The 13,308-nt window shown below is 63.9% G+C and carries 23 protein-coding genes and 1 pseudogene; 12 read left to right on the top strand and 12 right to left on the bottom strand.

The features are described from left to right. Positions 1-29: 29 nt before the first annotated feature. The 3 genes from AC0NIL_RS15260 to AC0NIL_RS15270 form a co-directional block, all read right to left on the bottom strand. A complete protein-coding gene (locus AC0NIL_RS15260) occupies positions 30-746 on the bottom strand; it encodes a helix-turn-helix transcriptional regulator (RefSeq protein ID WP_224621165.1) in 717 nt (238 codons plus the stop codon). A gap of 45 nt (positions 747-791) precedes the next feature. Then, on the bottom strand, positions 792-1,724 hold the full coding sequence (locus tag AC0NIL_RS15265) for an NAD(P)-dependent alcohol dehydrogenase (RefSeq protein WP_473572117.1): 933 nt from the start codon (positions 1,722-1,724) through the stop codon (positions 792-794). A 102-nt stretch (positions 1,725-1,826) separates the two neighbouring features. Continuing rightward, positions 1,827-2,489: a nuclear transport factor 2 family protein gene (locus tag AC0NIL_RS15270; protein WP_473572116.1), complete on the bottom strand. Its 663-nt coding sequence runs from the start codon at positions 2,487-2,489 to the stop codon at positions 1,827-1,829. Here AC0NIL_RS15270 and AC0NIL_RS15275 point away from each other — a divergent pair. After that, the gene (locus tag AC0NIL_RS15275; protein ID WP_473572115.1) at positions 2,488-3,036 is read left to right on the top strand and encodes an MgtC/SapB family protein; all 549 of its coding nucleotides are present in this window, start codon (positions 2,488-2,490) and stop codon (positions 3,034-3,036) included. The genes AC0NIL_RS15270 and AC0NIL_RS15275 overlap by 2 nt on opposite strands. On the opposite strand, the gene AC0NIL_RS15280 is transcribed toward AC0NIL_RS15275, so the two are convergent. Then, positions 3,016-3,954: an alpha/beta fold hydrolase gene (locus AC0NIL_RS15280; protein ID WP_473572113.1), complete on the bottom strand. Its 939-nt coding sequence runs from the start codon at positions 3,952-3,954 to the stop codon at positions 3,016-3,018. The genes AC0NIL_RS15275 and AC0NIL_RS15280 overlap by 21 nt on opposite strands. A gap of 146 nt (positions 3,955-4,100) precedes the next feature. On the opposite strand from AC0NIL_RS15280, the gene AC0NIL_RS15285 reads away from it, so the two are divergent. Next, positions 4,101-4,409 (top strand): hypothetical protein, encoded by a 309-nt coding sequence (locus tag AC0NIL_RS15285; protein ID WP_013530773.1) that lies wholly within the window; start codon positions 4,101-4,103, stop codon positions 4,407-4,409. Positions 4,410-4,500: 91 nt separating this feature from the next. After that, positions 4,501-4,635, top strand: coding sequence for a hypothetical protein (locus AC0NIL_RS15290; protein ID WP_263484935.1), 135 nt, complete (start codon positions 4,501-4,503; stop codon positions 4,633-4,635). Between the two features lie 42 nt (positions 4,636-4,677). Here AC0NIL_RS15290 and AC0NIL_RS15295 read toward each other — a convergent pair whose 3' ends face one another. The 5 genes from AC0NIL_RS15295 to AC0NIL_RS15315 form a co-directional block, all read right to left on the bottom strand. Beyond that, complete coding sequence (locus AC0NIL_RS15295; RefSeq protein WP_013530774.1) at positions 4,678-4,923, bottom strand: DUF982 domain-containing protein; 246 nt, start codon at positions 4,921-4,923, stop codon at positions 4,678-4,680. A 13-nt stretch (positions 4,924-4,936) separates the two neighbouring features. After that, positions 4,937-5,173: a DUF982 domain-containing protein gene (locus AC0NIL_RS15300; RefSeq protein WP_013530775.1), complete on the bottom strand. Its 237-nt coding sequence runs from the start codon at positions 5,171-5,173 to the stop codon at positions 4,937-4,939. A 94-nt stretch (positions 5,174-5,267) separates the two neighbouring features. Next, entirely contained in the window at positions 5,268-5,711 is a 444-nt protein-coding gene (locus AC0NIL_RS15305; RefSeq protein ID WP_473572111.1) for a GFA family protein, read from the bottom strand. A gap of 171 nt (positions 5,712-5,882) precedes the next feature. Beyond that, positions 5,883-6,062 carry a DUF3606 domain-containing protein gene (locus AC0NIL_RS15310; RefSeq protein WP_013530777.1) on the bottom strand — a complete coding sequence of 60 codons (180 nt, stop codon included), beginning with the start codon at positions 6,060-6,062 and terminating at the stop codon, positions 5,883-5,885. A 491-nt stretch (positions 6,063-6,553) separates the two neighbouring features. Further along, a complete protein-coding gene (locus AC0NIL_RS15315; protein ID WP_013530778.1) occupies positions 6,554-6,745 on the bottom strand; it encodes a hypothetical protein in 192 nt (63 codons plus the stop codon). Positions 6,746-6,944: 199 nt separating this feature from the next. Here AC0NIL_RS15315 and AC0NIL_RS15320 point away from each other — a divergent pair, with 199 nt between their 5' ends. After that, positions 6,945-7,373 (top strand): DoxX family protein, encoded by a 429-nt coding sequence (locus AC0NIL_RS15320; RefSeq protein WP_473572109.1) that lies wholly within the window; start codon positions 6,945-6,947, stop codon positions 7,371-7,373. Between the two features lie 49 nt (positions 7,374-7,422). On the opposite strand, the gene AC0NIL_RS15325 is transcribed toward AC0NIL_RS15320, so the two are convergent. Next, positions 7,423-7,728: a hypothetical protein gene (locus tag AC0NIL_RS15325; protein WP_013530780.1), complete on the bottom strand. Its 306-nt coding sequence runs from the start codon at positions 7,726-7,728 to the stop codon at positions 7,423-7,425. Between the two features lie 73 nt (positions 7,729-7,801). Further along, complete coding sequence (locus tag AC0NIL_RS15330; RefSeq protein ID WP_063168562.1) at positions 7,802-8,071, bottom strand: hypothetical protein; 270 nt, start codon at positions 8,069-8,071, stop codon at positions 7,802-7,804. A gap of 365 nt (positions 8,072-8,436) precedes the next feature. Here AC0NIL_RS15330 and AC0NIL_RS15335 point away from each other — a divergent pair, with 365 nt between their 5' ends. From AC0NIL_RS15335 to AC0NIL_RS15350, 4 genes are all read left to right on the top strand, one after another. After that, a complete protein-coding gene (locus tag AC0NIL_RS15335; RefSeq protein WP_337121667.1) occupies positions 8,437-8,631 on the top strand; it encodes a hypothetical protein in 195 nt (64 codons plus the stop codon). Positions 8,632-8,949: 318 nt separating this feature from the next. Continuing rightward, positions 8,950-9,357: a hypothetical protein gene (locus AC0NIL_RS15340; RefSeq protein WP_473572107.1), complete on the top strand. Its 408-nt coding sequence runs from the start codon at positions 8,950-8,952 to the stop codon at positions 9,355-9,357. Further along, positions 9,350-9,775 (top strand): hypothetical protein, encoded by a 426-nt coding sequence (locus AC0NIL_RS15345; RefSeq protein ID WP_224675499.1) that lies wholly within the window; start codon positions 9,350-9,352, stop codon positions 9,773-9,775. The genes AC0NIL_RS15340 and AC0NIL_RS15345 overlap by 8 nt, the downstream gene beginning before the upstream one ends. Further along, on the top strand, positions 9,696-10,391 hold the full coding sequence (locus AC0NIL_RS15350) for a terminase large subunit domain-containing protein (protein ID WP_245459088.1): 696 nt from the start codon (positions 9,696-9,698) through the stop codon (positions 10,389-10,391). The genes AC0NIL_RS15345 and AC0NIL_RS15350 overlap by 80 nt, the downstream gene beginning before the upstream one ends. Before the next feature lie 235 nt (positions 10,392-10,626). Here AC0NIL_RS15350 and AC0NIL_RS15355 read toward each other — a convergent pair whose 3' ends face one another. Beyond that, positions 10,627-10,890: a hypothetical protein gene (locus tag AC0NIL_RS15355; protein WP_063172565.1), complete on the bottom strand. Its 264-nt coding sequence runs from the start codon at positions 10,888-10,890 to the stop codon at positions 10,627-10,629. 246 nt (positions 10,891-11,136) lie between these two features. Between AC0NIL_RS15355 and AC0NIL_RS15360 the strand changes: the two genes are divergently transcribed. From AC0NIL_RS15360 to AC0NIL_RS15375, 4 genes and pseudogenes are all read left to right on the top strand, one after another. After that, complete coding sequence (locus AC0NIL_RS15360; protein ID WP_473572105.1) at positions 11,137-12,252, top strand: phage terminase large subunit family protein; 1,116 nt, start codon at positions 11,137-11,139, stop codon at positions 12,250-12,252. After that, on the top strand, positions 12,249-12,464 hold the full coding sequence (locus AC0NIL_RS15365) for a hypothetical protein (protein ID WP_063168557.1): 216 nt from the start codon (positions 12,249-12,251) through the stop codon (positions 12,462-12,464). The genes AC0NIL_RS15360 and AC0NIL_RS15365 overlap by 4 nt, the downstream gene beginning before the upstream one ends. Positions 12,465-12,682: 218 nt before the next feature. Continuing rightward, the gene (locus tag AC0NIL_RS15370) at positions 12,683-12,868 is read left to right on the top strand and encodes a hypothetical protein (RefSeq protein WP_063168556.1); all 186 of its coding nucleotides are present in this window, start codon (positions 12,683-12,685) and stop codon (positions 12,866-12,868) included. Then, positions 12,868-13,190: pseudogene (locus AC0NIL_RS15375) on the top strand (hypothetical protein). The gene AC0NIL_RS15370 and the pseudogene AC0NIL_RS15375 overlap by 1 nt, the downstream one beginning before the upstream one ends. The last annotated feature ends 118 nt before the right edge of the window (positions 13,191-13,308 follow it).

The raw sequence follows: 13,308 nt of genomic DNA on the forward strand, positions 1-13,308 counted from the left end.
TTGAGGGTCGGGCTCTTGGCGGCCGCCAATTAAGCGCGGGGTTTGCCGTCGCGAGATGTGTTCGCGTTTTCGCTATCGACCTTTGCCCGCCATTGCTTGGCGAGATCACGACGGCGTCCCGGATAGCGGTCGATCTGTAGTTTCGCCCGGCCAACCCGATCCATGCGAAACAGCCGGAAGTCTTGCCGCAACTCGCACCAGCTGGCGATAAAGCGCTTTGTTTCGACGAAGCCGAGCACGATCGGCCAGATGATCCGTTCGGTCTCGGGCCCCTTCGGGTCATGATAGGTTATCAGCAGCTTGCGTTGCTCGCGCATCGCCTGGCGCACCATTTGCATATCGATCTCGTTTGCATGGTCTGGCGCGCGGCCGACATGGAAGGCGTTCTCATTCAGGATTGGGCGGAGCTCGACAGGGAGCACCGCGCCGATCTTGCCAAGCAAGTTTTCCGCGGCGCGCGCCAGTCCCGCATCTGTCTGCCGGCTCACCCATTGCGCCCCCAGCGTGAGCGCGTGCATTTCCTCCTCTGAGAACATCAGTGGGGGCAAAAGGAAGCCGGGCTTCAAAATGTAACCGAAGCCCGGCTCACCTTCGATTTGAGCGCCCAAAGCCTGCAAGGCGGCAATGTCGCGATAGATGGTCCGCAAAGAAACCCCGGCTTCGCGCGCAAGCTCCGTGCCCGGCACCGGGCGTTGGTGCCGTCGCAACATCTGCATAAGCTCGAAAAGCCGGTTGCTCTTGGACATGGAACTATCCTAGCACAGCTGGTGCCAAAATTTGGCAGCGAGCTGTCAGGCCATGGATACCAAGGCTTTTCCGCCCAGTTTGCGGCCTCCTTCAAGGGCGATCACCAAGGGGATCGCGTCCTGAAGCCGAACAATCTCGGCAACCGGCAGCTTGAGTTGCGCTTCCCCTGCGGCCCGGGCAAGGCCATCCAGGATGTCGGCCCCCGGTGTGCATATGATCGGCTTCAGCTGCCGCGTGAAAAGGGCACGGATGAACTTGGGCAGCGTCGGCTTGATGTCTAGATATATGCCATCCTTGCGCAGCAAACCGAGGCCCACGGCCACCGTCATGATGCCAGCGGTGTCGTAAACGACGTCGTAGCGGGCGCCGAGCTTGGACAGATCAATCGTGCGATAGTCGAATACTTTTTGCATGCCGAGGTCGACAGCCCTTTGCATCGCTTGCGCGCTGCAACTGCCCGACACCGTGGCGCCGAGCATACGGGCGATTTGAACCGCCGATTCACCGACGGCGCCGCTGCACCCGTTGATGAAGACCTGCTGCCCGCCCTTCAGGCGCGCCTTGTCGACGAGGCCATTCCAGGCTGTGATGCCGGGGGTGGCAAGACACGCCGCCTCCTCGAAAGAGATGGAGTTCGGCTTCTTGGCAATGAAGGTTTCCGGCACGATCACGGCTTCGCCGAGTGCGCCACCATCCTTGATTGGGGCGAGGCCAAACACGGCATCACCAACCTTGACGCGCGAAACGCCGGGACCAATGGCGGTGACGGTCCCTGAAAAGTCGCTGCCCAGGGCGCGCGGGAAGGTTTTCCCCGTCACCATCTTCAGCGCACCGTTGCGCACTTTCCAATCGATGGGATTGATGGCCGCGAAGCTGACCCTGATAGCAACCTCACCCTTTCCGGGGGTGCGAAGCTCGAAATCCCTGAGCTTCATCAATTCCGGGCCGCCGTAGCGGTCATACTGGATGCGTCTCATAGCAGGGCTCGGTGTGGAGGCGACCACCTCGGCCAAGGTGCCTAGCCGTTGTGTCGTAGGGGCAATGATAGTCATTGGGGGACTTCTTTCTGCCGGCGCGGCTCAGTGCGGTTGAACCGTTTTCATGTACTCGGCGAAGGGCGTGCCATCGTAAATCACGGTCGTCGATGCGATCTTGCCGTGCTTGACGATGATGTGCTCGGCCACGATCGCGTTCGGAACCGGATAGGTTTCCGCATCGTAGACAATGACGGCGTGCTCATCGTCGCCGAAGGCTGCGAGCAGGGTCAGCTTCTTGATCATCTTGGCGAAGCCTTCCTGAAAGCCACGGAATGCTTGCACGCCCTGAAGCTCGCCCACCGGAGAAATACAGGCCACGTCTTCGGCAGAAATAGAGACGATATTGCCGGCGTCCTTGTTTGCCATCGCTTCGAAATAGGCCTGCGCGATCGCCAGAGCCTTGCCGTTTGTTCCAGTCATCGTTCGTTCCTTTTGTTCGGTGTTGATGGCCAGCATATAGAGCAAGGCAGTGACAGATTTTGTCAGTATGATGCACGCAGCTTGGAATTGGCCCAAAGGCGAGGCCAACAGGCGAGGCGAGAGTGACGAGACCCGGCCACTCGACCCCGAACTACTTGCTGCACCTCTTTCAGCCGTCGAGAAGCCTGCCACGATCGTCGTGGCTCGGGCCACCTTGAAGACAATCCTGGGGGAACCGTGACCCGGCGGCCGCGTTGTTGGCGTCAGGCCTTCAGGGGACATCATGGAACAGCTCGTCGAGGAATTCGGCCATCCCACCTACACCTCGTTTCCGGTCATCGCGGCAAGGCTGTTGCTGGCGACGCTCTACGGCGCGGTCATCGGTTTCGAGCGCGAATGGCGTAACCGCCCGGCCGGGCTTCGCACGCATATTCTCGTCTGCGTCGCCGCCGCCACCTTCGGCATCCTGACGATCGAGATCGTGCATGCGCCGATGTTCGCGCGGGAAGCCGTCAAGGTCGATCCAATCCGGGTGGTCGAGGCGGTGACCGCCGGCGTCGCCTTCCTCGCCGCCGGCTCGATCATGTTTTCGCGCGGCGAGGTGCATGGGCTGACGACCGGCGCCGGCATGTGGCTGGCGGGCGCGATCGGCGTAGCCTGCGGCCTTGGTCTTTGGCAGGTGGCCGGGTTAGGCACGCTGATCGTACTGGTCGTTGCCGGCTTCCTGCACCGGTTCGAACGCGGACCCGGCCTTGCCGCCGGTGATGAAGGCAGTCAGGCCAAGGTGCAGAAGGAGGCGGCCTCGACCCCATCAAAGGGAAGGCGAAGGTAATTCCGATCGCGGGGAGATGCCGTGACCGGTCTCACTGAAGAAGCCGGCCAGCAGATCGGCCGTCCGCGCCGGGTCCTCCTCGGGGAAGAAGTGTCCGCCCGGCATCGGCTGGCCGCGCACGTCGTCGGCCCAGCCGCGCCACAGCGCCAGCGGCCCGCCTTCGCCGGCATACCAATCCGCCAACGCGCCCTGACCGCTCCATAGCGCCAGCAGCGGGCAGCGGATGCGCCGGCCGGCTGCCTTGTCGGCATGGTCATGCTCGCGGTCGAGCGTGGCTGCCGCCCGATATTCCTCGCAGATGGCATGGGCGTGGGCAGGCGTACGGAGGGCCTCGACATAGGCCTGACGCACTTCGGCTGGAAACGCCGATGGCTGTGAGCCCCAGCCGTTGAGCGCATTGTCGACGATCGCCTCGGCGGCGCCGGACAGGATCTTTTCGGGCAATGGCTCGGGCTGCGCCAGCAGCGACCATGGCCAATAGCCCAGCGCCAGCCTGGCGTCGGCGCGGTCCCAGGCATCGGCGGCCGGCACGATGTCGAGGACGGCGAGCCTGTCGATGCTGCCCGGATGGTCGAGCGCCATGCGGTAGGCGACACGCCCGCCGCGATCATGGCCGGCGACCATGAAGCTGCTGAAACCCAGCTTCTCCATCAGCCTCACCAAATCGTCCGCCATGGCGCGCTTGGCATAGGGTGCGTGGTCCGGAGTGGACGCCGGACAGGAGCTGCCGCCATAGCCGCGCAAATCGGCGCAGACGACGCTGAACCGGCTGGCCAGAGCGGGCGCGATGTCGCGCCACATCAGATGCGTCTGCGGAAAGCCGTGCAGCAACAGCAATGGCGGCCCGGTACCGGCACGCAGGCAGAATATGCCGGCATCGCCGGTGTCGATTTCCGCGCTTTGAAAACCTTCGAACATGACCGCCTCCGGCACGCGCAACGGCCGGCGAACGGGTTTGGTTGCAATGCCGCCCGGCGAGGCGGCCAACCTTTTTCGTCGACAGGCGTTGTCCCTGTGAAGGGAAGGTCGCCGCAGGCGACCGTGAAAGAAAGAAGGAGGCAGTGATGAGAACTCTCGCCATCATGCCATTCGGCCTGATGCTGGCGCTGGCAGTGCCGGCCGCAGCCCAGCAGCAGAACGACAGCCAGGCGCCGCAGGCCGACAAATGCAGGGCTCAGACCGGGCAAGAGGCAAAACAGCAGCCTGAAAAGCAAGCCGATGACGGCAATTTGACCGCGAAGCTCAACGACTGCGGCGGCGTGCTGAAACCGCCCCCGACGGGAGACCAGGGCATGGCGGCGCCGGCCCCCGACGAAGGCAAGACGCCGGTGATCAAGCCGGGTGAAGTTCCACCCCAGCCGCCGAAGCAATAAACGCCGGCTCCCTGGTATTATCGCACAAGCTAATGGAACCTCGTTTTCTCGGGAGCGTTTTTCTCACGACTTGGAATTTGGAGAGATTATCGTGAGAGATATTGCAGCCACAGCCACGTTGCTTGCATCGATCGCCATCGTGATTGCATTGATTCTTCTGGTGCCGAAGAGCTTTGGATTCGAAACCTCTCAGCCGATTGTCCAGGGCGAGCTTCCAACGAAATGACAAAGCAGGCGAGGCACGACGCCCCGTCTGCTTCTTTGACATCTACCGCACCAGTACGCCGGCGTGGCTGCAGAGCGCTGCGAACGCTTCCTGCGCCTCGGCGGCGCCTGTCTGGGTTTCCAATGCGGCTTCGATCTTCTCGCGCGCCGCCTGGTAGAAAGGGCCGCGCTTGGCCTGCGGCCAGTCGATCAGGATTTCGCTGGCGTCCCTGAGCGTGGCGACGTCGCGGATCGTGTCCGAGCCATGCGGCTTGATCCGCATCGGTGTGGGCAAAATGAGCTCGGACATGGCCCTGTTCCAACTACTGCAGGAGTTTTGCTTCGCGCGCGGCGTCGATCACCGCCCGCATCGCTTTTTCCGGCGGCGTCCAGCCATCCAGCGCATCGCGGCAGCTGCGCAACGCCGCCCGGTAGCGCCGTCCCTGGCCAGCCGGCCAGTCGCCGAGGCATTCCAGGCCTTCCCAGGCGCTGCGGACGATGCGCTCGCGCTCAGGCGCGAATTTCAGCCTGATGGGGCGGGGAAACATCTTGTCGTTCAACGGTCGTCTCCATGATTGCCGCAAGTCGCAGGGCGACATGCGTGAGAGGCGTCCGGTAACGTCGGCGGCAGGGCAGGGTTCCCTTGCCCGGAGATCAAATCTCTGCGTCGATGTCCGACAGCGATCTCGGCGTCGGCGCTTCGGCGTTGTACGCCGCTGGGCGGTCATGCTCGAACTGTTCGGCGCCGGGCAAAGCGTGCAGCCAGGTCTCGCGCCTGGAGGTCCACAATTCATATTCGGGCACGAGATCGGTCGGCGCGATGTCGAGGCTGCCGATTGCCACCTCGGCCTCGTTGTCGTCGACCCAGGCGACGCGGCCGCCGCATGTCGGGCAAAAGCTGCGCGTGCCATAGGAGCTGACGAGGCCGGTGGTCTCGAAGGCCTTGCGCGGCCAGATGGCAAAGGCCGAATAGACCGAACCGCCGGCCTTGCGGCAATCCTTGCAATGGCACAGGCCGACGCGCAGCGGCGCGCCGTGAACCTCGAACTGCACGCCGCCGCACAGGCAGCTGCCGGTCCTGCGTATGGTGTCGGACATGACAACCTCCCTCAATGCGTGGCGCTGCGGGCCGGGTGGGACAGATGCTCGTCTGCCGTTTCGTTGGCCAGGATGAGAAACCGGGAAAAAGACATCCTGTTCACCGTACCACCAGGCCCGGTTGACGCAGCCCGCAGCGTCTTCAACGCCGCCCAGGCGAAATGGTTTCGGCTAGCCGCGGGCCGCCATATGGGCGTCGAGCTTCTTGCGCGAGGGTCCGTAGCGCTTGATGATGGTCTGTGCCTCGCTTGGCGGAATGCCGTATTTGCGGGCAAAGGCGGCAACCTCGTAGGGCTCTTCGCCCGAGACCTGCTTGCGGTCCTGTTTCGTCTTCGACTTGTCGTCAGCCATTTCAGGCCTCGCTTTCTGTTGTCGGGGAAACGCGCAACCTTCGGCGCCCGCGATCAACACGACATAACACAGATCGGCGCCGCCGGTTCCACCAGGCGACACGGCCAGGCTGCAACCGGCCTGTATCAGGCCGATGGCCGCATCGGGTCGGCGTCGGCAGCGTGGTCGCCGTCGCATTCGGAGCATGCTGCGCTGAGGCCGGGGCAGCCGCGCCGGTGGGTGCCGGCAGGGCAACAATGGCCGTTGGAACTCGTCCAGCGCGGACATTGGAAGACCTGGCCAGCGCCGCCGCAGCCGCTGCATTCCAGCGTCGCCGACCCCACGCCACGAGGTATCGCCCCAAACCTGACGCTTGTTCGCAAATTTCAGCCCACCCAAAATTGCTGCACCGGCACACCGCTGCATTAGCCCCGGCTAACAATATCACATTCGTGATTACCAACAAGTTTTCAATCGCGATGCGCCGGAGAGCCGTTCGGGCCGGCGTGTCGTCAGGCCGGCTTCAGCCGCATCGCGGCGAGATACATGAGCGCCGAGGCGGCCTGCCCGCGGTCCCAGCCGGCAGCCTCGACCTTGCGGAGCAGGGCGTCGAGATGCGGAGCCAGCATATCCCTGCATTCCTGTTCGTAGGCGGTGCTCATCGCCGGATGCCGCGGTGCGCCGATGGTCAATGCCTTGGCCATGTCCGTTTCCCCCTTTGAGCGAGCAACGCTATACCGTCGGCCGACAAACCGAAGATCGCTCCCTGCCGTCGGTGTGAGGCTTCGAAGCCTGCTTCGACCCGCGGCAAGCGCCCTGTCGAGAAAAATTGGCCTGGCGTGTCGGATCTGGCTCCAGTCGCGCGTCCTAGGAGCGAGCAACCTGCAAAGCTGGAGAACGAGCATGTCGTCGCAAATCACTCAATCGCCGTGGCAGACCGCGGCCCTTCTCATCGCCCGGCTGATTTTCGCCGGCGTCTTCCTGATGGCCGTGACGTTCAAATTCATGGGCATGGCGGCCACCGCCGGCTATATCGCCGCCGCCGGCTTTCCGTTTCCGCTGTTTCTGGCCTGGTGCGCGGCGATCCTGGAAGTCGCGCTGATGCTCTGCTTCCTGACCGGCGCCTTCTTCACGCAGGCGGCCCTGGTGGCCGCCGCCTATGTGCTGTTCCTGGCCCTTGCCTTCCACGGACCCAGCCACTGGGCCGGCAACCAGGCCGAGTTCGGCTTCTTCATCGACCATTTTTCGTTCCTGGCCGGACTGCTGTTTGCGGCGGTACATGGACCGGGCAAGGTGCTTTCGCTCAATTTGGGATGGCCGGGCAGGGCTTGAGGCGAGGGCAGTGGGCCACCGCGGACGCATGCCGGCCCGCCGGCACCGTTCACAGCTGGTCGTTGTAGGGTTCCTTTATCTTGCCGACCATGCGGGCCAGCTTTGAGAAGGACGGCAGCTCCGCCTCCGGCTGGCACTGGTTGGCGAGTTCCAGCAGCCGGATCGGAAAGTTGACGGCGTCGCGGCTGGATGCGGACATGCCTTCGGATCGTTCCTCGTTGGTTTCGCCGGCCTCGGTCTTGCGCAGGGCCAGGTCGATTTCCTCCGCCGTCAGCACCCCCTTTTGAACCAGGAGACGATTGATCGAGGCGACGGCCATCAACAGGCCTTCGAGTTGCAGGTTGGCGACATTCATGGCGATTGCTCCCGTGGCTGGGGTTGAAACGCACGAGCGGCATTTCCGCTCCAGAGAGGCTGCGGGCGAATGCCTATTCCTGCGTCAGCCGTTCGCCATATTCGCGCCACAGCGCCTTGACCTCCAGGTTGCCGAGGCTGCCGATCGAAACATCCCCACAGCTGATGGCGACGGCGCCGACGTCGTATTGGGGGTAGGCGTTGGCGACGAAACGGATGGCTTCGCCCAGCGAACGCACGCGGATGACTGGATCGGCCTGACCCTGGCCGGTGCTGCACACGCCGGAAACCGTGGCTGGTGCATGCCGCATCCTGAACACGGATGCCATGGCTGGTCTGTCCATCGTCCTCTCCCACAAGGCCGTGCGACGGGAATCATTCCATGAGCTTCGACGAATGATTTCACACCTGCCGGCTTATGACCAGCCGCCGGCAAAAGCAGGGTTTTACGCGCTTTGCCAGCGTCGCTCAGCGCGGGAGTTTCGACCAGACTAGGAATTTTTTCTCAGAAAGTGGTTGACGGGGTGAGTGCAGCTATGCTACATTTTTGCCCATGGTGCTGAGTTGCGCCAACGACCCGCCGCCGAGGCGGGTTTTTTGTTTCTGGACCGGTTTCATTTGCGCCACATGGAAACGTCGGCGGGACAGCGGGGGCGCCAAGGAATGCCATCCTTCGCCCGATGACTCATTTCGCAATCCGAGAGACACCATGACCCGCTACGCCACCATCATCACCGATGCTGACGGCCAGGAAATCGTCAGCGCCATCGGCGAATTCGAAGGCACTGCGCCGCAGCCATGCCTGGGACGTGTCGAGCAGGTGGCACCCGGCGTAAAGATCGGCGTGGTGCGGGATGCGGCCGGGTTCGACCGAATTAGGAATTTTTTCTCAGAAAACGGTTGACGGGGTGAGTGCAGCTATGCTACATTTTTGCCCATGGTGCTGAGTTGCGCCACCGACCCGCCCCGAGGCGGGTTTTTTGTTTCTGGGCTAGACATGTCGGCGGGACAGCGCCCCCCTCTGTCCTGCCGGACATCTCCCCCACACGGGGGAGATTGGCAGTTTCAGCGCCCCGCCGGCCTTTGCAACGTTGATGTTGGCGAACCCGGCGTGACAGCCGATCTCCCCACCCGTGGGGGAGATGTCCGGCAAGACAGACGGGGGCGCCAAGGAATGCCATCCTTCGCCCGATGACTCATTTCGCAATCCGAGAGACGACCCATGACCCGCTACGCCACCATCATCACCGATGCTGACGGCCAGGAAATCGTCAGCGCCATCGGCGAATTCGAAGGCGCCGCACCGCAGCCACGCCTGGGGCGTGTCGAGCAGGTCGCACCCGGCATAAAGATCGGCATGGTGCGGGATGCGGCCGGCGGCTTTTGTTTTCCGCAGGCCGGCATTGCCGGACCCCTTCTCGTCATGGCGCGGCTCAAGGCGCGGGCCGGTGTGGCAAAGCCTGTCGGTGCGGCGAAGCCCGCCCAGGTGACAGGGCCGAAGCGCGCCAAGAAGGCAAAGAGGAAAACGGTTCGCTCGAAGAAGCGAGCCAGCCGGCCCGGACCGGCGGCGCCCAAGGTCGAAATGGTTTCCGCTGCCGGTGCCAGCGCCATGGGCCAGGTCCATGACTGATAAAACCGCAACCGGGCCGACGCGCCGCAAGCCGGCGAGACGCAGGCCCGCCGCCAAACCGGCCGCGACACAGAAGCCGCCCCGCAAGCGCGCCAAGAAAACACTGGGCGACGATTTCCTGGCCGCCGTGCGGGCCGATTTCCGTACACATGGCGCCGGCGTCATCGCCGAAGTGCGGGCCGACAAGCCGGACCAGTATCTGAAGATCGTGCTGTCGGTGCTGCCCAAGGATTTCGATGCCAAGATCAACCAAATGGACGGCCTGAGCGATGACGAAATCCGCAGCCGCATCCGCGCCCTCGAGGCCGTCGTCAAGCCGTTCCTCGAAGAGGCCGGTGATGTCCGTGAAGACGGAATATCTGGCGCTGCTGACGGAACTGGACAGACGGCGCCGGACCAATCAACTGGCGGCCTATAGACCGTATCAGCGCCAGGCCGAGTTTCATGCAGCGGGCGCCCAGAACCGCGAGCGCCTGTTCATGGCCGGCAACCAGCTCGGCAAGACCAGGGCAGGGGGCGCCGAATGGGCCATGCACCTGACCGGCCGTTATCCCCGGTGGTGGCAGGGCAAGGTGTTTGACTCGGCCGTCAGGCTATGGGCGGCCGGCGTCACCGGCGAAGGCACGCGTGACAATCCGCAGCGCGTGCTGGTCGGCCCGCCGCAACAGCAGGCGGCCTGGGGCACCGGCATGATCCCGGCCGACGCCATTGTGCAGACCTTCATGGGCCGCGGCGCACCGGGCGCGCTCGACAGCGTCGTGGTGCGCTGGGGTGGCGGTGGCGACGTGCAGGCCGATGAATCGGTGCTGTCGTTCAAGAGTTTCGAGAAGGGCCGCGAGAAATGGCAGGGCGAGACTTTACACGGCGTCTGGTTCGACGAGGAACCGCCGCTCGACATCTATTCCGAGGGCCTGACCCGCACCAATGCAACGGGCGGCATCACCATCGTGACGTTCACGCCGCTGCTTGGGATGTCGGACGTGGTGCTGCTGTTTTTGTCGGCGGCGCAAGTGGAGGGGATGGCGAAGGGGTGATGCGCCCGACTTCTCCCACAAGGGAGAAGAACCGTCGCGTTGATCCGAAAAACACCATCCGAACAATACGGTACAGTCGGCATCTCCCAGGCTGATTCAGGACCCCTTCATGTCCCGACACGTCACCTTCATGACCATGGACGATGCCGCGCACCACACGCCGCAGGAGCGAGCCGCAACCATTGCGGCTCGCTCGCTTTCTGGAATTGCACCCGTCAGGCAAGGAACTACCGTGTCAACATGTTGTTGGAAGACAAGCCCAGGCCCCGGTTTCGGTATTCACCCAGCATTTGTAGCACTGCACAGCGCCAAGGGTCTTCTCCTCCGCCCTCAGCATGATCGCTGGCTCGCTGCCGGACGACACGTCCGGGATTCCATTCTTCCATTTCACCAAAAATTCGCGGCCGTCGACTTGCATGATGACGTCGCCATCGCCACTTGCCGGGCGCGGCGGTGTATTCAACAGCATTACGGATGTGTTGCTCTGCATTTTTTTCATCTGTCGTACTCCGATTGGGTTGCAGGAAATTTCTGTCTGTTCACAAGAAAGGCCATAGGTTGGCATTTGACTGGTGTCGCGCTTGGCGGTTGCCGAGCGTCATGCTGCGGTCCTCCTTTCTGGTGTGTCTTTTGCGATACCCAGCGTGATGCCAGCGTGAATTGCACCGGTACGCCCCCGTCAAAGGTCGCAATGAATGGATGAGGTGCGGCGACAATGGTCGAACCGCGCAGAGGGAAATCCGCCATGTCCCGACACGTCACCTTCATGACCATCGACGATGCCGCGCACTACACGCCGCAGGAGCGCGCGGCGATCGTCGCCGCCTATCCCGAGCATGAGCGCGAGGCCCGCGCCCGCGGCATTCCGGTGCTGGGTTCCGGTCGCATCTTTCCGGTGGCCGAGGCGCTGATCGCCTGCGAGCCGTTCCGGCTGCCGCGCTACTGGCCAAGGCTCGGTGCGCTCGATTTCGGCTGGGACCATCCGTCGGCCGCGGTCGAACTCGCCTGGGATACGGAGGCTGATGTCGTCTATGTCACCAAGGCGGCGCGGGCCTCGCAGCAGACGCCGGCGATGCAGACGCTGACCTTGAAACCGTGGGGCGAATGGCTGCCCTTCGCCTGGCCGCGCGACGGCCGCCGCGAGACGCTGGAAGGGGCAGGCGTGGCGCTCGCCCGGCAATATTCGGCGCATGGGCTGAACATGCTGACCCGCCACGCGCAATTCCCCGACGGTTCGGTCTCGGTCGAGGCCGGGCTGATGGAGATGCTCGACCGCATGCAGTCCGGCCGCTTCAAGGTGTTCTCGACACTGGCCGACTGGTTCGAGGAGTTTCGGCTGTTTCGCCGCTTCTACTGGGACGCTGTGCTCGGCGCCGAGTTGCCCGATGGCGTCGATCACGCGGTATTCGATTTCGCCGTCAACAGCGGGCCTGGCCGGGCGGCCAAATATCTGCAGGCGGCCGTCGGCGTTGCGCAGGACGGCCGGATCGGACCGGTCACCGTCGCGGCGGCCAAGGCAAAGCCGGCCGGTGTGACCATCGATGCGCTTTGCGATGCGCGGCTGGCGTTCCTGAAGCGGTTGCCGACATGGGCAACATTCGGGCGCGGCTGGTCGGATCGGGTCAGGTCGGTGCGGGTTCAGGCCCTGCTGATGTCGGCGCAGCGCTCCGCCGCACCGGTGACCGCGGCGGCGCCGCCCAGGGTCGAAACATCGGCCAATGGGGCGCCGTCGGTTCGTCTCGAGCAGCCGACGCCCGGCGGCAAGACGGCTGCCGTGGCCGGCATCCTCGTTCTCATGGCCGGAGCGCTCGCGGCCGTCCGGTATCAGATCGCCGATTTTTTCGGGAGCCTGTTTCGATGACATGGTTCAACACCAATGCGCTGCACAATCTCCTCAACACGCTGATCGCCATCATCTGCGGCGGCGCGCTCGCCGGCTTTGACTGGACGCTGCTCGGCGTGAGCGACCGCACCGCCCTTCAGATCAGCGGCGCCATTGCCCTTGCCAAGATCATCATCAACGCGGTGCGTGACGGGCCGCGCGGCATGGTCGCGCCGGCCAAGGAGACATGAGATGGGAACACTCGCTTTCGCGCTGCTTGGCCAGGCCTGGCCGTATCTTCTGGCAATGGGCGCCGCGCTCGCCGGTGTCTGGACGCCTACGCCAAGGGCAAGGCCAACCAGAAGGCCAGGCAGGATGCCGCCGACGCCGCGGCGCGCACCGAAGCCCAGGAGATCGACGATGCCGTCGCCGGCCGGGCGCCGGACGACAACAGAGGGAGGCTGGCCAGATGGTCAAAATCATAGCGCTCTCGCTCCTGCTGGCCGGCTGCACCACATCAGGCGGATCGTTCTGCGCGGCCGGGCATCCCATCCGGCCGACAAGGGCAGAGGCGGCGGCCCTTTCCGACGCGTCGGTGGCGGCGATCCTGGCTCACAACGAAAAGGGCCAGAAATTTTGCGGCTGGAGGCCATGATGAACGATCTTTTCGACCTGCTCGGCATCAAGGGACCGGTCGTGGCGGCGGGTCTCGCCGGCGGCGTTCTGCGCGCGCTGTCGCGGCATCGCTACAAGCTGCGCGAAATGGTGGCCTCGCCGATCTGCGGTGCGCTTGCGGCAGCTTATCTGACGCTGCCGGCGGTTCCTACGCCAGGATCGCCGGCCTGCCGATGCCCGATCCCGCCGACGACACCACCACACTGGCGGCCGCCTTCCTGATCGGCGTCTGTGCGATGTGGATTTCGGACGTGCTGTTCGAGTTTGTGGTGCGGAGATTCAAGCCAGGGGTGGAGGAGTAGCTGTTGGCACCGCGTCGTCTGTTGGCTGCTGCCTGACGGAATTACCGAGACAGGTGGACCTGGCGCGGCGTGGCTCTCATTTCCAGGACCGACCGCTGCCCGCTTCGGCTCACGCCGG

Source organism: Mesorhizobium sp. WSM1343 (assembly GCF_055901535.1).